At 62.9% G+C, this 19,235-nt stretch carries 15 protein-coding genes; 10 read left to right on the top strand and 5 right to left on the bottom strand.

Translation table 11 applies throughout. The annotated features are described in order from the left end of the window. Nucleotides 1–45 precede the first annotated feature (45 nt). Nucleotides 46–1,881, bottom strand: coding sequence for an ABC transporter ATP-binding protein (locus BSY240_RS18980; protein WP_069043351.1), 1,836 nt, complete (start codon nt 1,879–1,881; stop codon nt 46–48). A 45-nt stretch (nt 1,882–1,926) separates the two neighbouring features. Further along, the gene (locus tag BSY240_RS18975; RefSeq protein ID WP_069043350.1) at nt 1,927–3,090 is read right to left on the bottom strand and encodes a M20 aminoacylase family protein; all 1,164 of its coding nucleotides are present in this window, start codon (nt 3,088–3,090) and stop codon (nt 1,927–1,929) included. Nucleotides 3,091–3,411: 321 nt separating this feature from the next. Here BSY240_RS18975 and BSY240_RS18970 point away from each other — a divergent pair, with 321 nt between their 5' ends. The 3 genes from BSY240_RS18970 to BSY240_RS18960 all read left to right on the top strand — a co-directional run bounded on the left by BSY240_RS18970 (nt 3,412) and on the right by BSY240_RS18960 (nt 7,129). Continuing rightward, the gene (locus BSY240_RS18970) at nt 3,412–5,118 is read left to right on the top strand and encodes a peptide ABC transporter substrate-binding protein (RefSeq protein WP_069043349.1); all 1,707 of its coding nucleotides are present in this window, start codon (nt 3,412–3,414) and stop codon (nt 5,116–5,118) included. 75 nt (nt 5,119–5,193) lie between these two features. Further along, nucleotides 5,194–6,204, top strand: coding sequence for an ABC transporter permease (locus BSY240_RS18965; RefSeq protein WP_054147968.1), 1,011 nt, complete (start codon nt 5,194–5,196; stop codon nt 6,202–6,204). After that, nucleotides 6,197–7,129, top strand: a complete 933-nt coding sequence (locus tag BSY240_RS18960) for an ABC transporter permease (protein WP_069043348.1) — start codon at nt 6,197–6,199, stop codon at nt 7,127–7,129. Before BSY240_RS18965 ends, BSY240_RS18960 begins: the two co-directional genes overlap by 8 nt. Before the next feature lie 21 nt (nt 7,130–7,150). Here the strand turns inward: BSY240_RS18960 and BSY240_RS18955 are convergent, their stop codons facing one another. Continuing rightward, a complete protein-coding gene (locus BSY240_RS18955; RefSeq protein WP_054147966.1) occupies nt 7,151–7,852 on the bottom strand; it encodes a phosphatase PAP2 family protein in 702 nt (233 codons plus the stop codon). Between the two features lie 390 nt (nt 7,853–8,242). Here BSY240_RS18955 and BSY240_RS18950 point away from each other — a divergent pair, with 390 nt between their 5' ends. From BSY240_RS18950 to BSY240_RS18935, 4 genes are all read left to right on the top strand, one after another. Continuing rightward, the gene (locus tag BSY240_RS18950) at nt 8,243–9,241 is read left to right on the top strand and encodes a P1 family peptidase (protein ID WP_069043347.1); all 999 of its coding nucleotides are present in this window, start codon (nt 8,243–8,245) and stop codon (nt 9,239–9,241) included. A gap of 287 nt (nt 9,242–9,528) precedes the next feature. Beyond that, nucleotides 9,529–10,893: a bifunctional enoyl-CoA hydratase/phosphate acetyltransferase gene (locus tag BSY240_RS18945; RefSeq protein WP_069044056.1), complete on the top strand. Its 1,365-nt coding sequence runs from the start codon at nt 9,529–9,531 to the stop codon at nt 10,891–10,893. Next, the gene (locus BSY240_RS18940) at nt 10,890–12,065 is read left to right on the top strand and encodes an acetate/propionate family kinase (RefSeq protein WP_069043346.1); all 1,176 of its coding nucleotides are present in this window, start codon (nt 10,890–10,892) and stop codon (nt 12,063–12,065) included. Before BSY240_RS18945 ends, BSY240_RS18940 begins: the two co-directional genes overlap by 4 nt. 82 nt (nt 12,066–12,147) lie before the next feature. Then, the gene (locus BSY240_RS18935; RefSeq protein WP_069044055.1) at nt 12,148–13,341 is read left to right on the top strand and encodes an alpha-D-ribose 1-methylphosphonate 5-triphosphate diphosphatase; all 1,194 of its coding nucleotides are present in this window, start codon (nt 12,148–12,150) and stop codon (nt 13,339–13,341) included. 18 nt (nt 13,342–13,359) lie between these two features. On the opposite strand, the gene BSY240_RS18930 is transcribed toward BSY240_RS18935, so the two are convergent. Together BSY240_RS18930 and BSY240_RS18925 are read right to left on the bottom strand one after the other, a co-directional pair. Next, nucleotides 13,360–14,412, bottom strand: coding sequence for a dipeptidase (locus BSY240_RS18930; protein WP_069043345.1), 1,053 nt, complete (start codon nt 14,410–14,412; stop codon nt 13,360–13,362). 119 nt (nt 14,413–14,531) lie between these two features. Further along, nucleotides 14,532–15,971 carry an amidase gene (locus BSY240_RS18925; RefSeq protein ID WP_069043344.1) on the bottom strand — a complete coding sequence of 480 codons (1,440 nt, stop codon included), beginning with the start codon at nt 15,969–15,971 and terminating at the stop codon, nt 14,532–14,534. Nucleotides 15,972–16,402: 431 nt separating this feature from the next. On the opposite strand from BSY240_RS18925, the gene BSY240_RS18920 reads away from it, so the two are divergent. Genes BSY240_RS18920 through BSY240_RS18910 form a run of 3 tightly spaced genes read left to right on the top strand, consistent with a single transcriptional unit; the run spans nt 16,403 to nt 19,231 of the window. Beyond that, a complete protein-coding gene (locus BSY240_RS18920) occupies nt 16,403–17,503 on the top strand; it encodes an ABC transporter ATP-binding protein (protein WP_069043343.1) in 1,101 nt (366 codons plus the stop codon). 2 nt (nt 17,504–17,505) lie between these two features. Beyond that, complete coding sequence (locus tag BSY240_RS18915) at nt 17,506–18,429, top strand: ABC transporter permease (RefSeq protein ID WP_054147960.1); 924 nt, start codon at nt 17,506–17,508, stop codon at nt 18,427–18,429. Then, nucleotides 18,422–19,231: an ABC transporter permease gene (locus tag BSY240_RS18910; RefSeq protein ID WP_069043342.1), complete on the top strand. Its 810-nt coding sequence runs from the start codon at nt 18,422–18,424 to the stop codon at nt 19,229–19,231. The genes BSY240_RS18915 and BSY240_RS18910 overlap by 8 nt, the downstream gene beginning before the upstream one ends. The last annotated feature ends 4 nt before the right edge of the window (nt 19,232–19,235 follow it).

Below are 19,235 nucleotides of genomic sequence, written 5' to 3'. Positions count from 1 at the left end.
GCACCCACCTCAGAACACGGGAAAAAGGCCGGCAGGAACAGTCTCTCACACCTGGACGAGATGCCCCTCGCTCACTTCCCGGTACTGGCGCGCAGGCGGCTGGTAGCCCGCGGGCCGAATGGGGCTCTTGATCTCGTCGGTCGACAGATTGCGCTTGAGCTTGCGTCGCGCCGGATCCGGCACCGGCACCGCCGCCATCAGCTTTTTCGTGTAGGGATGCTGCGGATTGTCGAAGACGGCCTGACGCGGACCGATCTCGACGATCTCGCCGAGATACATCACGGCGACCCGGTGGCTGACCCGCTCCACGACTGCCATGTCGTGGCTGATGAAGAGATAGGCGAGGTTGAAGCTCTGCTGCAGATCGAGCAGCAAATTGCAGACCTGCGCCTTGATCGACACGTCCAGCGCCGAGACCGCTTCGTCGGCGACGATGATCTTCGGATCGAGCATCAGCGAGCGGGCAATCGCGATGCGCTGGCGCTGACCGCCCGAGAACTCATGTGGATAACGCGGCATCATGTCGGCCGAGAGCCCCACCCGCTCCAGGAGGTCTGCGGCCTTGTCGCGCGCTTCGGCTTTCGAACCGAGCTTGTGTTCGACGAAAGGCTCCATCACCGCCTGCCCTACGCTCATGCGCGGATCGAGACTGGCGAAGGGATCCTGGAAGACCATCTGGATGCTGCGACGCATGCGCCGGAGCGAAGCCTCGTCGAGGCTTCCAACATTGTAACCGTCGACCGTGATCTGACCCGAAGTCGGCTCAACCAGCCGGGTGATCGAGCGGCCGGTTGTGGACTTGCCGCAACCCGATTCGCCGACCAGGGACAAGGTTTCACCCGGCTTGAGGGTGAAGGAGACGTTTTCGACCGCATGCACAGCGCCGCTCTTGCGCCCGAACAGGCCGGACCGGATGTCGAAGCGGGTGGTGAGGTTTTTCACCTCCAGCAGTGGTTGGCTCGCTTTTTCCGGAACTCCGGCTTCCGCCTCCGGCACCAGCGTGGCCCCGGTCTTGATATCGATGACCGGGAAACGCATCGGCCGCTCCCGCCCGCCCATGGATCCGAGCTTCGGAACGGCGGACAGCAATGCGCGCGTATAGGGATGTTGGCCACGATTGAAGATGTCGTCCGTCGTCCCCGTTTCCACGGCCTCGCCGCGGAACATGACGATGGTCCGGTCCGACACTTCGGCCACCACACCCATGTCATGGGTGATGAAGAGCACCGCCATGCCCTCCTCGTCCTGAAGCGTCTTGATCAGGTCGAGGATCTGGCCCTGGATGGTGACGTCAAGCGCGGTGGTCGGCTCGTCGGCGATCAGCAGCTTCGGCCGGGATGCGAGCGCCATGGCGATCATCACGCGCTGACGCATGCCGCCTGAGAACTGGTGCGGATATTCATCGAAGCGGTTCTTGGCGTTCGGGATACGGACGCGGTCGAGCAGCCGCAAGACCTCGGTCTTTGCCTCTGCATTGGAGATGTCGCGATGGCACGTGATGGCCTCGGCTATCTGCTTGCCGATCGGAAAGATCGGATTGAGCGAGGTCATCGGCTCCTGAAAGATCATCGAGATCTGGTTGCCGCGCACCTGGCGCATCTGCTCGGCATCGAGCGTCAGAAGCTCTCGCCCCTCCAGTTTGACGCTCCCAGCGATGCGGCTCGTCAATTCCGGCAGAAGCCGCATGATCGACAGCGAGGTCACGCTCTTGCCCGACCCCGATTCGCCGACGATCGCCACGGTCTCTCCCGAGGCGACGTCGAGATCCATGTTTCGCACCACAGACCGCCACTCGGTGCCGACCCTGAACGAGGTCGTCAGACCCCGCACCGACAGTACCGGCGCCCTGCTTGCTTCTGTTGCCTGTTCCACCACAGCCATATCCCGTTCCCCTGTTTTTATCTGTGTCGAGATGTGGTCGTGCAATCAGGCGGCGAGTGCCGTTTCGGCAAGCGTCACCCAGTAGCTGATGCCATAGGGAATCACCTCGTCGTTAAAGTCATAGGCGGAGTTGTGCAGGTTGGCCGTATTGCCATTGCCGATAAAGACGAACGAGCCGGGCCGCGCTTCGAGCATGTAGGAAAAATCCTCAGCACCCATCGCCGGCGGGAAGGCATCGCTGACGGCATGGTCCCCGGCCACCTTGCGCATGATATCGAGCGCGAACTCGGTCTCCGGTTCATGGTTGACGGTGACTGGATAACCGCGGTGATAGCGCAACGTCGCCTTGCCCCCCATGGCCATCGCGACGCCGGACGCAATCTCGCCGATTCGGGCCTCGGCCATGTCGCGCATGTCCGGCATCAGCGTGCGAACGGTACCGGACAAGGTTACGGCATCGGGAATGACGTTATAGGCATCGCCCCCGTGGATCTTCGTCACGGTGACAACCACTGAGCCAAGCGGATCTGTCTCGCGGGCGGCAATCGACTGCAGTGCCACAACCACCTGTGAAGCCGCCAACACCGGATCAATGCTCTTGTGCGGCTGGGCGGCATGACCGCTTCGGCCTTCCACCACGATGTCAAACTGGTCGGCAGCGGCCATGACCGGTCCCTTCTTGGTGGCAAATGTGCCGACCGCCATGCCGGGATGGTTATGCATGCCATAGACCTGGCGGATGCCGAATTTCTCCATCATGCCATCGGCGACCATCTCGCGCGCGCCACCGCCGCCCTCTTCGGCCGGCTGGAAGATCACGGCGATCGATCCGCGGAAATTGCGGGTCTCGGCGAGATATTTGGCCGCACCGAGCAGCATGGCCGTGTGGCCATCATGGCCGCAGGCATGCATCTTGCCGGGCGTCTTGGAGGCCCAGGCCTTGCCGGACATTTCGTGGATCGGCAGTGCATCCATGTCGGCACGGAAGCCGACGACCGGCCCATCGCCGCGATTGCCCTTGATGATCGCGACCACGCCGGTCCGACCGATCCCGGTTTCGATTACGTCGCAGCCGAATTCCTCGAGCTTCTCGGCCACGAAGGCCGCTGTGCCATGCACGTCGAACAGGAGTTCGGGATTCTGGTGCAGATGGCGGCGCCACTCAGCGACTTCGGGCTGGAGTTCGCTGGCGCGGTTGAGCACTGGCATGAAGTAACCTCTTTTTGTCGTTGTTCCCCGCAGGATTTCGCGCATACTGTGCCGCGATGCGCAGCTTTGGCAAGCCGCAAAATTCCGTCTTGCATGGAAAATAGGCTTGTGATTACATGGCCTAAATTTTAGCCAACCCGACAGATACTGCGCTGTTCGGGAACGCATTGCGCGACTCTGCGGAGCGCCTCAGATTGGAAAACTTTCCTGCAATACCAAGAAGATAGGTGGTTGACATTTCGCGAATGGGCTGGCCACATCGCTGGCCGGCAGATCGGTCTTCCATCATGCCTGCAAACAAAAATAATGGGGAATGAGCACATGAACACTCGCAAAATGATGCTGGCGGCGTCGGCTGCCGCTTTCGCGCTGACGGCAGCGCCGGCAATGGCCGAACGCGGCACGGACGGCGACCTGAAGATCATCTTCTGGCAGGCCGTCTCGACGATGAACCCGTATCTGTCGGGGGGAACCAAGGAAGTTTACGCAGCCTCGATGGTCATCGAGCCGCTCGCCCGCTACGACGAGACCGGCGCACTGGTGCCGATGTTGGCCACGGAAATCCCGACTGTTGAAAACGGCGGCGTAGCAGCCGATTTCAAGAGCATCACCTGGAAGCTGAAGCCTGACCTGAAATGGTCCGACGGCTCGGCCGTTACGGCCGAAGACGCAATCTTCACCTGGAAATACTGCACGGCACCGGACGGCGGCTGCGCCCAGGGCGCCTATTTCGAAGGCGTGACCAATGTGGAAGCCGTTGACGCCTCCACCATCAAGGTATCCTTCGCCGATGCCAAGCCCTATCCCTACAGCGCCTTTGTCGGCGCACAGGCTCCGCTCATCCAGGCAGCCCAGTTCAAGGATTGCCTTGGCGCCAAGGCGCCGGAATGCACGGCCGCAAACTTTGGCCCTGTTGGAACCGGCCCCTTTGTCGTCAACGAATTCAAGCCGAATGACGTCGTGACCTTCACCGCCAACCCGAACTACCGCGACGCCGCCAAGCCGGCTTTCGCCTCGGTCACCCTGAAGGGTGGCGGTGACGCCGCTTCCGCAGCGCGCTCGGTTCTCGAGACCGGCGAATTCGCCTACGCCTGGAACATGCAGGTCGAGCCCGAAATCCTCGACCAGATGATGGCTGCCGGCAAGGGCAAGATCGAAGTCGCCTTCGGCACCCAGGTTGAACGTATCGACATCAACCCTTACGGCGTCGATCCCTCGCTCGGCGACAAGCGCTCGACCAAGGAAGCCGGCCCGCACCCGGCACTGTCCGACCCGGCCGTGCGCCGCGCGCTCTCGATCGCTATCGACCGCGAGATCATCGATGAAGCCGGCTACGGCCCGAACGGCCAGCCGACCTGCAACATCCTGCCCGCTCCGGATATCTATGTCTCGACCGCCGTCGACTGGTGCCTGAAGCAGGACATCGAAGGCGCAAACAAGCTGCTCGACGATGCCGGCTGGGTCATGGGCTCGGATGGCGTCCGCGAGAAGGACGGCGTCAAGCTCTCCTTCCTCTACCAGACCTCGACCAACTCGGTCCGCCAGGGCACCCAGGCGCTGGTCAAGGACATGTGGAGCCAGATCGGCGTCTCCGTTGAACTGCGCAACATCTCGGCTTCCGTCTTCTTCGGCGGTGACCCGGCCTCTCCGGACACCTTCCAGAAGTTCATGGCCGACATCCAGATGTACACCAACAACTTCGACGGCACGGATCCGGAGAAGTATATGGCGGGCTGGATGTGCGACAAGATCCCGAACCCGGCCAATGGCTGGCAGGGTGAAAACATCGTCCGCTACTGCAACCCGGAATACGATGCGCTTGTGAAGGAACTCGGCCAGACCGGCGAGCTCGAAAAGCGTGCCGAAATCGCCAAAAAGCTGAACGACATGCTCTCCAACGATGTCGCCCAGATCCCGCTTATCCATCGCGGTCAGCCGTCGGCTGTCAACAACACGCTGCTTGGCGTGAAGATGAACGCCTGGGATTCGGAACTCTGGAACGTCGCCGACTGGTCGCGCGCTAAGTAATGCCCTACACGCCGGGCCTGCCTTCACGGGCGGGCCCGGCGTTCGCATTTTTGCCGACAGTCTGGAGACCAGCCGATGTTTACCTTCACCGTACGGCGACTGCTGTTCGCAGTCCCGACGCTACTGGCCATCAGTTTCATAATTTTTGCCCTGCTCGACCTTGCACCGAGCGACCCGTTGGGCGACCTGCCGCTCACCATTCCGCCCGAAGTGCGCGAGCAGATCCGGCTGGCCATGGGCCTCGATCAGCCCTTCATCATTCGCTATTTCAAATGGCTGCAGCAGTTCTTCATCAATGAACCGTTGAACATCTTCGAACAGATCACCGGCATCACCGTCGGCTCCGGCGAGCGCATGCGCGTGCTTTCCTGGGCGACCCGCAGCCCCGTGGTTGACCTGATCGTCCAGCGTCTGCCACAGACGCTCTGGGTCGTCGGTCTCTCCTACCTCTTCGGCGTCTTGATCGCGATCCCGATCGGCGTCATCTCCGCCTATCGCCAGTATTCCTGGTTCGACCAGATCGGCACCTTCGTCTCGATGGTCGGCTACTCCGTGCCGACCTTCTTCACCGGCGTCCTGCTGATCGTCGTCTTCTCCTCCTGGCTCCAGTGGTTCCCGTCGATCTACGACACCACACTGGTGGTCAACAGCTGGGACAGCTTCGTGCTCCAGGTGAAGCAGATGTTCTTGCCCGTCCTGGTGCTGACGCTGTTCAACGTCTCGCAGATCAGCCGCTTCGTGCGCGCCTCCATGCTCGACAACCTGAACATGGATTATGTCCGCACCGCCCGTGCCAAGGGCGTCAAGGAAAAGATCGTGCTGCTCGTGCATGTCCTGCGCAACAGCCTGATCCCGGTCGTGACTGTGATCGCGCTCGGCGTTCCCACGATCTTCTCCGGGGCCATCATCACCGAGCAGGTCTTCCGCGTGAATGGTCTGGGGCAGTTGCTGATCACTGCGATCCAGGGCGCCGACATCCCGCTCGTGCAGACCCTGACCTTCATCTTCGCGATCCTGATCGTGCTCTTCAACCTGATTGCCGACGTTCTCTACGGCATACTCGATCCGAGGATCCGCTATGAGTGATGCCGCAATCGCGACGACCGGTGCACCGGCTCCACAGACAAGACCTCAGAGCGGCAGCTTCTGGCCCATGCTCTGGCGCCAGTTCCGCGCCCACAAGGGTGGCGTTGCCGGCCTGATCGTCTTCGTCTTCATCGTCGCCGCCGTCTTCATCGGCCCCTACATCCACACGATCGATCCGGCGAAACTCGACATCCGTGCCAAGAACCAGGGGCCGTCCTGGGAGCATCCCTTCGGCACAGACAACCTTGGCCGCGACATGCTGGCCCAGGTTCTCGCCGGTGGCCAGATCTCGCTCGCCGTCGGCATGGCGGCCATGTTGCTGGCCCTGGTCGTCGGCACGCTGGTCGGGGTCTTGTCAGGCTACTCCCGCAAGCTCGACGGCCCTCTGATGCGTCTGACCGACCTCTTCCTGGCGCTGCCGCTCCTGCCGCTGCTGCTGGTGATCATCATGTTGTTCCGCGACACGTTGCGCACCGCCTTCGGCCCGGAAACCGGCATCTTCATCCTGATCGTCTTCGTCATCGGCATCACCAGCTGGATGCACACGGCCCGCATCGTGCGCGGCGACGTATTGGCGATCAAGAGCCAGGAATTCATCCTGGCGGCGAAATCGAGCGGCATGCGCGAGCACCGCATCATCATCAAGCACATCCTGCCCAACGTGATGTCTTCGATCATGGTCTCGGCGACGCTCGGCATCGCCACCGCCATCATCACCGAGTCCGCGCTCTCATTCCTGGGGCTCGGCTTCCCGCCGGACTTCCCCACCTGGGGCCGTCTACTGTTCGACGGCGCCAACTTCCTGCAGATCAACCCGTCCCGCGTCTTGTGGCCGGGCCTTGCGATCTCGCTGACGGTGCTGAGCGTCAACTATATCGGCGACGCGATCCGCGATGCGCTCGATCCGAAGGCGCTGAAACACTGAGGGTAACCCCAAGTGGGCGCATTAGCGCCCACTTGGCCTTCCCAACACCCTTCTCGCCGCAAACCAGCTGGCACATGCCCAGACCGTTCCTGCCGCCCAGCCACCGAGCACGTCAGTCGGGTAATGCACCCCGAGATAGATGCGGCTGAGGCCGATGATCAGGGTGAGGAACACCGCAACGAGCGGGAAGAAGTAACGCAGCGACGGCTGCTCTTCTATGCGCGACAGCATAGCGCCGAGCGTCAGGTAGGTAATCGCCGACAGCATGGCGTGGCCGCTCGGAAAGCTCATGTCCGACACCTCGACCAGATGCTGCACCACCTCCGGCCGTGGTCTTGCGATGCCAAGCTTCATCGCGCTGCTCAAGGCCCACCCGCCGAGGATCGAAACGGTGACGAAAGCGGCCGTGCGGAATTTGCGACGCAGAGCCAGATAGGTGACGACCAGGGTCACGAGCAATGTCAGCACGGTCACGCCGCCAAGCGCCGTGATGTCGACCATCACCTTGGTGAGCCAGGCGGGACCGACCGGCATGCTGAGATCAGATGTATCACGCAACATCAGCAGCACGCTCTCGTCGAAGGCACGCGTCTCGCCTTCCAGCACTTCCCCCGTCAGTTCGAACAGCAGATAGGCAACAAGCGCCGCCACCAGCGCGGTCAGCCAGACGCGGGCTTCGGCGACCGAGACGATGCGGGTGAGATGGCGCTTGATGCGCTGCATGGGCAAGATCCTGATCGTTGGCGTTGAGGCTACATCGCGTTGCAAGGCGCGTGCGTCAACCGGGTCGCGGGAAGCAAATGTGGACGGGTCGGAGTTGTTCCATACTTCCCTTTCCGGACAGCGGCGGTTCGCTCGCGCCGAGGGCCTGGCACCGCCCCTCACCCTACCCTCTTCCCGCAGGCGGGGAGAGGGAGGCAGGCGCGGTTAGCGTCTCGGTCTTCTCTACCGCCTGCGGGGAGAAGGTGCCGCCCTTCGACAGGTTCAGGAGGCGGATGAGAGGCCATAGCCGCACGGCACAGGCTTTGAGCCGATCAGCTTACTCACCAAAACCGCCTTGATCTTGTCGCCCACCCCCGCCACTCTCCGCCCGCACATCTGGAGACATGCCCCATGCCCCAAGGCCCGCTCAACCTTCTGACCGACATCGACGGTCTGGCCGTCGGCCATGCGACAGACCTCACCCTCGGCTCCGGCGTCACCGTGATTGTCTTCGACGAACCGGCAACAGCGTCTGGAACCGTGCTCGGCGGCGCGCCCGGTGGACGCGACGTGACGCTGCTCGATCCCTCCATGACAGTGCAACAGGTCGATGCCTTCGTGCTCTCGGGGGGCTCGGCCTTCGGGCTGGATGCGGCGGGCGGCGTGCAATCGGGCCTGCGCGCTGCCGGACGAGGCTTTGCAGTCGGGTCGGTGCGCGTGCCAATCGTGCCGCAGGCGATCCTGATGGATCTGCTCAATGGCGGAGCTAAGGACTGGGGCCTGCATGCTCCCTATCGCGATCTCGGCTATAAGGCCTTTGAGAACGCGGCGAAAGGGGCCTTCCCGCTCGGCACTATTGGCGCCGGAACGGGTGCGACGACGGCCAATTTCAAGGGTGGCCTGGGCTCGGCCAGCGCCATTTCGTCGTCGGGCCACACAATCGCCGCGCTGGTGGCCGTCAATGCGATGGGTTCAGTCATGGTTGGTGACGGTCCGCATTTCTGGGCTGCCCCTTTCGAGGAGGGGGAGGAATTCGGTGGTCTTGGCCAGCCCGCTCATGTGACCGTTGAAGATCGGGCCATGCGCATCAAGGGGCTGCGACTGACGGCAACCACCATCGGCGCCGTCGTGACCGATTGCGCGCTCTCGAAGCCCGAGCTTCATCGCCTGTCGATCGCCGCCCATGACGGCCTCGCCCGGGCCGTACTGCCGGCCCATCTACCCTCCGACGGCGACACGATGCTTACTGCCTCGACGGGAAGACGCGCACGCAGCAGTCAGGCCGACCTCATGGAGCTCTGCCATCTGGCAACGCTGGTGACGGCCCGGGCGATCGCGCGCGGCGTGTTCGAGGCCGTCGCCCTGCCTTACGCGGATGCGCAGCCGGCCTGGCGGGACAAATGGGGGTGATCTCGGCTCCCTGCGGACAGCAGTGTGGCTGGCAGAGCGGTCAGCGGCCACTCTCCCCCCGTGTGGGGGAGATGTCGACAGAGCCGACAGAAGGGGTACCGCGCAGCACAAGGTGACCTGATCTCCCTCCCACCACCTTCGTCGAACCCGCCCTTGACCCAAGTCAAGGACAGTGCACCCTTCGCCGCAGAGATTGCCCGCCAAGGTTGGTCACGCGCATGACGCAGATCATCCGCAAGATAAACGGATCGGGGGAGGACGGTTCGACAATGGAAGATGAAAGCGACATGGAAAGACCAGTCCTCACCAACCGCATGTTCGACGAGCTGAAGCTCGGCGATGCCGCCAGCATCACACGCGTGATTGGCCCCGATGATATCGAACTCTTTGCCGCACTCTCCGGCGACAACAACCCAGTGCCGCTCGGCCAGTCACTGATCCCGGCCGGCATGATCTCGGCTGTCCTCGACACCCGCCTTCCCGGCCCCGGAACAGTGTATCTCGGCCAGGATCTGGAGTTCTGGAGGGACATCGCGACCGGCGACCGCATCACCGCGACGGTGACCCTGATGACCAAGGAGAGCGATGGCCGGACCCTGATCTTCGACACCCGCTGCGTCAACCAGAACGGCGAGCCCGTTTTGGCCGGCAAGGCCCGTGTGCGGGCGCCGGTCGAACGCATCAGCTGGTCGGAAAACGCAGCTCCCGATGTCTCGCTGCAGCGCCACGACCGCTTCGATGCGATCGTGGCCGAGGCCCGCAGCCTGCCGATGGTGCGAACCGCCCTTGTGCATCCCTGCTCGCCGGAAGCCATCGAGGGTGCCGTCGAAATCCGCGACGAAGGTCTGCTCGACCCGATCCTGATCGGCCCGGAGGCGAAAATCCGCGCGGCCGCCGCAAAGGCCGGCATCTCGATTGATGGCTTCGAGATCATGTCGACTGAACACAGCCATGCGGCAGCGGCCCTTGCCGTCGAACTCGCCGTTGCCGGCAAGGTCGGCTCGGTGATGAAAGGCAGCCTGCATTCCGACGAGCTTCTGGCCGCCGTCGTCGGTGGCGGTTCGGGCCTCAGGACCGAGCGCCGCGTCAGCCATGTCTATGTCATGGATGTGCCGGCCTATTCCAAGCTGCTGATCGTCACGGACGCCGCGATCAACATCGCCCCCACCCTCGAACACAAGCGCGACATCTGCCAGAACGCAGTCGATCTCATGCATATGCTCGGCGTCGCCGAACCCAAGGTCGCAGTCCTCGCTGCGGTCGAGACGGTTAACGACAAGATGCCGGCAACGCTTGAGGCCGCGGCCTTGACCGTCATGGCCGCCCGCGGCCAGATCAAGGGTGCCAAGGTCGACGGTCCGCTCGCCTTCGACAATGCGATCAGCATGGAAGCCGCCCGCACCAAGGGCATCATTTCGCCCGTCGCCGGCGACGCCGACATCCTGCTGGTGCCCGATCTCGAAGCCGGCAACATGCTGGCCAAACAGCTCCTCTATTTCGCCAATGCCGATGCAGCTGGTCTGGTGCTCGGCGCGCACGTGCCGATCATCCTGACCAGTCGCTCTGATAGCCTCAGGGTCCGCATCGCATCGGCAGCTCTGGCAAAACTCGTCGCTGCCAAGCGTGCGGCAGCGCTCGGGGACAAGGCATGAGGCAGAAACTGTTGCTGACCTTCAATGCCGGCTCTTCGACGGTGAAGATCGGCATATTCGCCCGCGAGGCCCAAGGCGCCAGACGCATCGGCAAGGGCGTGATCGACTTCCGCGCAGAGCCGCTGACCTTCCATCTTGTCGAGGGGCCACAAGTCTTCGACGTACCGCTCGTGGCAAAGACCGATGACCTGCTGCACGACGTGTTGGAAGAGGTCTTTGACTGGCTCGGAGAACACTACGATCTCGACGCCGTCTCGGCCGTCGGTCACCGCGTTGTCCATGGTGGCGATCGCTTCGCAGATGCTGCAATCGTCGACGAGGAGGGCCTCACCGCAATCGAGAGCCTGGTGACGCTGGCACCTCTCCACCAGCCGCAGAACCTGCGCCTTATCCGCGCCATCGCTGAACTGAAGCCCGGCCTCCCCCAGACCGCCTCCTTCGACACCGCGTTCCACCGCACGCAGTCCGACACCGTCAGGCGCTTCGCCATCCCGCGCGAATGGTTCGACAAGGGCGTCAAGCGCTACGGCTTTCACGGCCTCTCCTATGCCTATGTCGCGGGTGCCCTGAAGAGGCTCGAACTGGAAACGGCAGGCGGCCGCGCCGTCGTCGCCCATCTCGGCTCCGGTGCGAGCCTTTGCGCGCTGGACCACGGGATCAGCCGCGACACCTCCATGGGCTTTTCCACCATTGACGGCGTGCCCATGGCGACCCGCTCCGGCGCGATCGATCCGGGCGTGCTCTTCCATCTGATGGACGCCCATGGGCTGAGCGTCAAACAGGTCGAGGAGATGATCTACAAGCAGTCGGGCCTGCTCGGTCTCTCCGGCATCAGCGCCGACAGCCGGGTGTTGCTGGAGACCCCTTCGAAGGAAGCCTGCGAGGCACTCGATGTCTTCACCTTCCGCATCGCAGGGGAGGTGGCAAGGCTCGCTGCTTCGCTCGGTGGCCTGGATACGCTGGTCTTCACCGCCGGCATCGGCGAGAACCAGCCGACGATCCGCCGTTCGGTGGTCGAGCGCCTGCGCTTCCTCGGCCTGCTCCTGGACAGTGAGGCGAACGACCGCAACGAGGCCGTCATCTCGCGCGAGGAAAGCCGGGTAACGATCCGGGTCATCGCGACCGACGAGGAACAGGTGATTGCCGACGACTGCCTCAGGCTCATCGGATAGGACGATCCGCCGCCGCTGACACCAAAGCGTCATGAAACGCGCCTAGAGACGCTTCGATTGAAAGCGGATGGAGATGACGCTCATGCTGCGACAGACGGATGCGACGGGTGAAGCCCATGAAGCGGCCCGCGGCGAGGCCCTGATCCTCTCCAATGCCCGCGTTGTGACCCCAAGCCATGTGCTGCATGGTTCGGTGGTCATCGAAAACGGCCTGATTGTCGAAATCCATGAGGGACCGTCGCGCCATACCGATGCGCTCGACTTCGCCGGCGACTATCTCCTGCCCGGCCTTGTCGACATCCACACCGACCATTTCGAGAAGCACCTCTATCCCCGCGCCCATGTGCGCTGGGATTTCATGCGCGCAGCGCTCGCCCACGACGCCCAGATTATCGGCGGCGGCGTGACGACCGTCTTCGACAGCCTTTGCGTCGGGGCGACCACCGACAATCCGGAGCGGGCCGAAATCCTGAAGCCGATGATCGAGGCGCTGGAGCAGGCGCAAAACTCAGGCATGTTCAGGGCCGAACACCTGGTGCACCTGCGCTGCGAACTGACAGACCTGGTCACCCCGCAACTGACGGCCGAGCATATCGACCGCGAGATCGTGCGCGTCATCTCGGTGATGGAACACCTGCCCGGAATTCGCCAGAGCCGTGACATCGAGGCCTATGTCCACCGAGCCTGCAAATCAACAGGCGAGAGCCCGGAACTGGTGCGCGAGAAGATCAAGGTGCTCGTTGCCGAGAAAAGCCAGTTTGCCGCGAGCACCCGTCCAGAGGTTGTCGCGCTAGCCCGGTCGCGCGCCATGCCGCTGATGAGCCATGACGACACCGATGTGGCGCATATCGAGGAGGGCATCGCCGAGGGCGTGTCGATCTCCGAATTCCCCTGCTCGATGGAAGCGGCCGAAGCGGCACGGTCCGCCGGCATGATGATCGTAGCTGGCGCTCCGAACCTCGTGCGCGGCGGCTCGCAGTCGGGCAATGTAGCGGTCCGCGACCTGCTCGCGGCGCGGCTTGTCGACATCCTCGCCTCGGATTATGTGCCGCGCTCGATGCTCGACGCCGCCTTCATGATTTCGGCTGATCCCGGCCTCGACTACGACCTGCCGAGCGCCGTTGCCATGGTGACGCGCAGCCCGGCGCTCGCCGGCAACCTCCCCGATCGCGGCGCGATCGAAACCGGGCTGAAGGCCGATCTGATCCGCGTCGACCTGCAGGACGGGCAGCCCTTCGTCAAGTCGGCCTGGCGCTCCGGCAACCGGGTCGCCTGACCAGGGAAACGACCTGGCTTACTCGTGCCAGGCAGATGCCAGCACCCGAAGCCAGTTCTCTCGGCAGATCTTGTCTAGGTCTGAAGGACCGTAGCCGCGCTCCTTAAGCGCCGTCACGAGCCGCTGGTTGCCGGTAGCGTCGCCGATCACATTCGGGATCGTCGCGCCGTCGAAATCGGACCCCAGCGCCACGCAGTCGATCCCCATGCGGTCGACGAGATAGTCGATATGGCTGACCATGGTCGCAAGCGAGGTCTCCGCATCGTCGCGGCCATCAGGCCGGAGCATGGTGACGGCATAGTTGAGACCGACGAGCCCGTGGCTTGCCTTGATCGCATCCATCTGCCGGTCCGTCAGGTTGCGGGCAACGGGCGTCAACGCATGGACATTGGAATGGCTGGCGATCAACGGCTGATCACTCAAACGCTCGACATCCCAGAAACCCTTCTCGGTGATATGGGCGAGATCGATCAGGATGCCGAGCCGGTTGCAGGCCCGGATCAGATCTTCACCAGCGCGGGTCAGGCCGGGTCCGGTATCGGGCGAACTCGGATAGGCAAAGGGCACGCCGTGCCCGAAGATGTTGTGGCGGCTCCAGACCGGTCCAAGCGAACGAAGCCCCGCGGCATAGAAGACTTCGAGCGTCTCGAGATCCGCATCGATCGCCTCACAGCCCTCCATGTGCAGGACAGCGGCAAAGACGTTGTCCGCCATGGCCTGGCGGATTTCGGCCGTCGTCCGGCACAACCGCCAGCTGCCGTCCTGATCGAGCCGATGGGCAATTGCCGCCATCTGCAGCGCGATGTCGAGGGACGAGGCCCGATCGAGCGGCGGATCGAGTGGCGTGGAATAATGCCCGTTTGCATCCGGTTCGCGCAGATTGAAGTCATGCGGCGACGGGATGTAGATGGCGCAGAGGCCGCCGGCGAGCCCGCCCTTCCGCGCGCGCGGTGCATCGATATGCCCGGCGCTCGTGCCGTTGCGGAATTCTGCGACCGGATTGCGGCCCTCGCTGCGACTGCGCCAGAGACGCAGGAGAACATCGTTGTGGCCGTCAAAAACTAGGTTCATGAAGAAGGATCCAGAAGTAGCGTCCAGGCAGAAAACCCGGGCGGGGAAAGAGGTCAAACACTGCGACTGTTTCGGAATCGTTGGACCAAATCATGTCGCGCTTCAAGCGGCACGGCGATTTATCCCGCGGTCCCGGAAACAAGCGGCGGCACACGCGCGAGCCAGTCGGTCGCCGCCTCATAAGCTGAGGCAACGGACAGCACCGCCTGATCCGCCCTCGGTCGCCCGATCAGCTGGAAGCCATTGGGCAGGCCAGTCGCGGAGAAACCGGCGGGCAATGCAGCAACCGGAAGCCCGGCCATGCTGGGGCCAATAACGACCTCCATCCAGCGATGATAGGTGTCCATGTGCTTGCCAGCGATTTCGCGCGGCCAGGGAATGTCGGCATCGAAGGGAAAGACCTGTGCAGCGGGTGCGATCAGGTAGTCGTAGGTCTCGAAGGCTTTCATGACAGCCTGATACCAGGCCGTCCGGACCGCCGAAGCCTCGTAGACGTCTGCCGCCTGGATGCGCACCCCGGAGCGAACCTCGTAGAGGATCTCCGGCTTCAGCGACCCGCGTCGACCGGGATCCTCGTAGAAGTCCCGCATGCTGCCGGCAGTGAAGTAGCTGCGCAACGTCGTCCAGGCCCACCAGAGCCTGTTCATATCGAAGTGGACCTTCATCGGCTCGACCGCAAACCCCAACCGTTCGAAGACACCGAGCGCTTTTTCGTTCAGCTCGAGCACGCCGGCTTCGAAGGAGAGATGTCCACCGAAGTTCCCGAGCCAGCCGATGCGACCGCCCTTTCCAGGGATCGTCGGATCGAGGGAAATCGGCGGGCTCTCGAAAGAAGACGGATCGCGCGCATCAAAACCGGATTGCACGTTGAGAAGCGTCACAACGTCCTGGACAGAGCGGCCCATCGGCCCCAGAGTCGCAAGCTGATTGAGATAGGCATCGCGCCCGGGAAGCGTGGGGATGCGCCCGAAGCTCGGGCGGAAGCCGACGACATTGTTGAAGGCGGCTGGATTGCGCAGAGAGCCCATCATGTCGCTGCCATCCGCGACCGGCACAAGACGCGCAGCAAGCGCGGCGCCTGCCCCGCCGCTCGATCCGCCCGCCGAACGGCTGACATCCCACGGGTTCCGCGTCACGCCAAAGACAGGATTGTAGCTGTGCGAGCCGAAGCCCCATTCCGGCGTGTTTGTCTTGCCGATGATGATCGCCCCGGCGGCCCGGATGCGCTCCACCTGGATGTCGTCGAAATCGGGCACATAATCGTGGAAGAGCGGCGAGCCATAGGTACAGAGAATGCCCTTCGCCTCGCTAAGATCCTTGATGGCAACGGGCACGCCATGCAGGACCCCGAGGGATCTGCCATGCTTGCGCTCGGCATCCTTCGCCCGGGCCTCGGCACGTAGCGCCTCGCGCGAACGAAGACTGACAAGCGCATTGATCTGGTGATTGAGGCTCTCGATCCGCTCGAGATAGGCTTCCATCACCTCCTCGGCCGAGAGACCTCCGGCATCGAGGGTTTTCCGGAGGTCGGCAAGGGACAGGGACGTCAGTTCGGACACGCGGGGCTCCGTTCAAATGGGCTCTCTGGTCGGGCAGAAAGAGACGATGGGCTTCTCGACACGACACTGTCAAGCGCCGGGCCGAGCGCCCGACGCAGGCCAGCCATGCGCCTCCGGAAAACTTTCAAGCTGCCCAAAATAAAAATGGTCAAACGACCAAATTAGAGGCAACATGCCACAAAAGAGGAAGAAGCAGGCCTCGTCGAACTGCTTCTCCGAAACACGGGAACATCGACGAAATCAGGCGAAATCCGGCGTATTGCCCGTAAGCGGCAGCGGTCTGGACCAAGCCATAAGGGGAGAGATCAGCATGCCCAGAAGCTGGCACGTGACTTGCGTGATACCCTCTGCGCCACCCTGCCACCTGCGATCGCCGGGCACAGGGTCGAACAAAGCACTACGCGCATAACCCGAACGCCAGGGGGCACGGCTTGAGTTCCGCATCTGACAAGGCAGCCATCGAAATCCGCGGCGTCAGCCGCATCTACGGAACCGGACCCGACAAGGTCACCGCCCTCGACGGGATCTTCCTCAAAATCAGGGAAAACGAGTTCTTCACGCTGCTGGGCCCATCCGGCTGCGGCAAGACCACGCTTCTGCGGCTGATCGCCGGCTTCGATTTCCCGACAACGGGCGAAATCCTGCTCCATGGCGAAGACATCGCACCGCTTCCGCCCTTCAGGCGGCCGGTCAACACCGTTTTCCAGTCCTACGCGCTCTTCCCGCATATGACCGTCGCCGAAAACATCGGCTTCGGCCTGAAGATGCTCGGCAAGCCGAGCGCCGAGATCAAGGCGCGCGTCGACGAGATGTTGGAGCTGGTGCACATGACCCAGATGCGCGACCGGCAGGTGAGCCAGATCTCCGGCGGCCAGCAGCAGCGCGTGGCGCTCGCCCGGGCGCTCGCTCCGAAGCCGAAGGTGCTGCTACTCGACGAGCCGCTCTCGGCCCTCGATTACAAACTGCGCAAGGAAATGCAGATCGAGTTGAAGCGGGTGCAGGCGGAGACGGGCATCACCTTCATCTTCGTCACCCACGACCAGGAAGAAGCGCTCACCATGTCGGACCGCATCGCGGTCATGTCGATGGGCAGCCTTCGCCAGGTCGGCTCGCCCTGGGACATCTATGATCGCCCCGCCGAACGCTTCGTCGCCGACTTCATCGGCGAGACAAACTTCCTTGAGGTTGAAGTCGCCTCGGTCCAGGGCGACCGGGCAAGCGTCAGGCTGCGCTCCGGTCGCGAGATCCCTGCGACCTTCCCGGACAACACAACGCCGACAGGCAAGGTGACGATCGTCATCCGACCCGAACACGCCGCCATCGTCGACGCGACAGATGAAGCGACCCTGCAGGGTTCGATCGAAAGCGTCGTCTATCTGGGAACGGACACCAATATCAATGTCCGCCTCGAAGGTGGCTCGCTCTTCACGGTTCGCCAGCAAAACAGCCGCAGCGGCAGTTGCGGGCTGGTCGAGGGCCAACATGTCGGCATCATGGTCAGCCATGATGTCGCGCAAATCCTGAGGGATTGACCATGAGCGCGATCAAGACGGCCCCTGAAAATGCCAAATCGCGCGACATCCGAAACCGCTGGTTCCTGAGCCTCCCGGCGCTTGTCATCATCTTCGTCGCAGCCCTCGGCCCGCTGCTGGTGATGGTGCTCTATTCCTTCCTCGAAAAGGGCGACTACGGCGATGTGAAATTCGGCGTCTTTTCGCTCGAAGGCTGGACCTCGGTCTTCATGCAGCGCGATATCTTCGACGACACGCTGGGCATCGCCGACGCGCATCTGGCGATCTTCTGGCGCTCGATCAAGCTCTCGCTCTACACGACGCTCTTCACCCTGATCCTGGGCTTCCCGACCGCCTATTTCATCGCGACCCGCCCGGCCCGCACCCGAGAAATCTGGGTTTTCCTCATCACCATTCCCTTCTGGACCAACCTCCTGATCCGCACCTTCGCCATGCAGCAGGTCATCCGCAACGAGGGCATTCTCAACAACCTGCTGATCTGGCTCGGCATCATCGATACGCCGCTGCAGATCATCTACACCGACACCGCCACCCTGCTCGGCATGACCTATGTCTATCTGCCGCTGATGGTGCTGCCGCTCTATGCCTCGATCGAGAAGCTGGATTTCCGGCTGGTCGAGGCCGGATACGACCTCTACGCCAACCGTCTGCAGGTGCTCTGGCGGATCGTCATTCCGCTGGTGAAGCCCGGCCTGATTGCCGGCTCCATCCTGGTCTTCATTCCCTCGCTCGGGGCCTATGTCATTCCGCGCGTGCTCGGCGGTGGCAAGAACCTTATGCTGGGCAACCTGATCGAGCTGCAGTTCGGTGCCGGCCGCAACTGGCCGCTGGGCGCCGCCATGTCGATCACGCTGATGGCGCTCGTCATGATCGCCCTGCTCTTCTATGTCCGCAACGCGGCAAAGTCGGGGGTGCGACATGGCTGAACGTCGCTTCGACATCCGCTCACAACCCGGCTTCGGCTTTATCGCGCTCTTTACCTTCTTCGCGCTCTACTTGCCGATCGCGACGCTGGTCGCCTATTCCTTCAACGCCAGCGACTCGCTCTCATCATGGGGCGGATTTTCTCTGCGCTGGTTCGCCTCGGCGCTGGAGAACAGCACGGTGCAGGCCGCTGCAATGCGCTCGGTCATCATCGCGCTCTGGGCCGCGGGACTGGCGACGATCGCCGCAACCATGGCAGCACTCGCCACCACCCGCACCGAGCCCTATCGCGGCCTGACGGCGAAATACGCTGTTATCAACCAGCCACTGATGATCCCGGAAATTGTTACGGCCGTGGCCCTCCTAATCGTCTTTTCGCGCATCAAGGTGTGGACCGGCTATTCCGGCCTCGGCTACCTGATCCTTGCCCATACGGCCTTCTGCATACCCTTCGCCTATCTGCCCATCCGGGCACGGCTGGAAAGCATGGATCTGACGCTGGAGCGGGCCGCCGCCGATCTCTATGCCACGCCCTGGCAGGCCTTCCGCTTCGTGACATTTCCGCTGCTGAGGCCTGCCATCATCGCCGGCTTCATGCTCGCCTTCGTGATTTCGCTGGATGACGTCGTCATCACCGAATTCGTCAAATCCGGCGGGCAGGACACGCTACCCACCTACATGCTCGGCCAGATCCGCCGTGAGACGACGCCGGAAATCAACGCGATTGCGACGATTTTCCTCGCCGCCTCAACGGTGCTGATCGTGATCTTCTTCTTCATCAACCGGCGCAAGCCGCAAGCATAAAAGC

The organism is Agrobacterium sp. RAC06, from assembly GCF_001713475.1.
Taxonomy (GTDB): domain Bacteria; phylum Pseudomonadota; class Alphaproteobacteria; order Rhizobiales; family Rhizobiaceae; genus Allorhizobium.
This window is presented reverse-complemented; position numbering and strand designations above follow the sequence as displayed.

What these genes read in the sequence shown, in the direction of transcription:
- BSY240_RS18940 (WP_069043346.1), top strand. Translation starts at nt 10,890, where the DNA reads ATGAGGCAGAAACTGTTGCTGACCTTCAATGCCGGCTCTTCGACGGTG.
- BSY240_RS18970 (WP_069043349.1), top strand. Translation starts at nt 3,412, where the DNA reads ATGAACACTCGCAAAATGATGCTGGCGGCGTCGGCTGCCGCTTTCGCG.
- BSY240_RS18980 (WP_069043351.1), bottom strand. Translation starts at nt 1,881, where the DNA reads ATGGCTGTGGTGGAACAGGCAACAGAAGCAAGCAGGGCGCCGGTACTG.
- BSY240_RS18915 (WP_054147960.1), top strand. Translation starts at nt 17,506, where the DNA reads ATGAGCGCGATCAAGACGGCCCCTGAAAATGCCAAATCGCGCGACATC.
- BSY240_RS18950 (WP_069043347.1), top strand. Translation starts at nt 8,243, where the DNA reads ATGCCCCAAGGCCCGCTCAACCTTCTGACCGACATCGACGGTCTGGCC.
- BSY240_RS18930 (WP_069043345.1), bottom strand. Translation starts at nt 14,412, where the DNA reads ATGAACCTAGTTTTTGACGGCCACAACGATGTTCTCCTGCGTCTCTGG.
- BSY240_RS18945 (WP_069044056.1), top strand. Translation starts at nt 9,529, where the DNA reads ATGGAAAGACCAGTCCTCACCAACCGCATGTTCGACGAGCTGAAGCTC.
- BSY240_RS18910 (WP_069043342.1), top strand. Translation starts at nt 18,422, where the DNA reads ATGGCTGAACGTCGCTTCGACATCCGCTCACAACCCGGCTTCGGCTTT.
- BSY240_RS18975 (WP_069043350.1), bottom strand. Translation starts at nt 3,090, where the DNA reads ATGCCAGTGCTCAACCGCGCCAGCGAACTCCAGCCCGAAGTCGCTGAG.
- BSY240_RS18965 (WP_054147968.1), top strand. Translation starts at nt 5,194, where the DNA reads ATGTTTACCTTCACCGTACGGCGACTGCTGTTCGCAGTCCCGACGCTA.
- BSY240_RS18955 (WP_054147966.1), bottom strand. Translation starts at nt 7,852, where the DNA reads ATGCAGCGCATCAAGCGCCATCTCACCCGCATCGTCTCGGTCGCCGAA.
- BSY240_RS18960 (WP_069043348.1), top strand. Translation starts at nt 6,197, where the DNA reads ATGAGTGATGCCGCAATCGCGACGACCGGTGCACCGGCTCCACAGACA.
- BSY240_RS18935 (WP_069044055.1), top strand. Translation starts at nt 12,148, where the DNA reads ATGCTGCGACAGACGGATGCGACGGGTGAAGCCCATGAAGCGGCCCGC.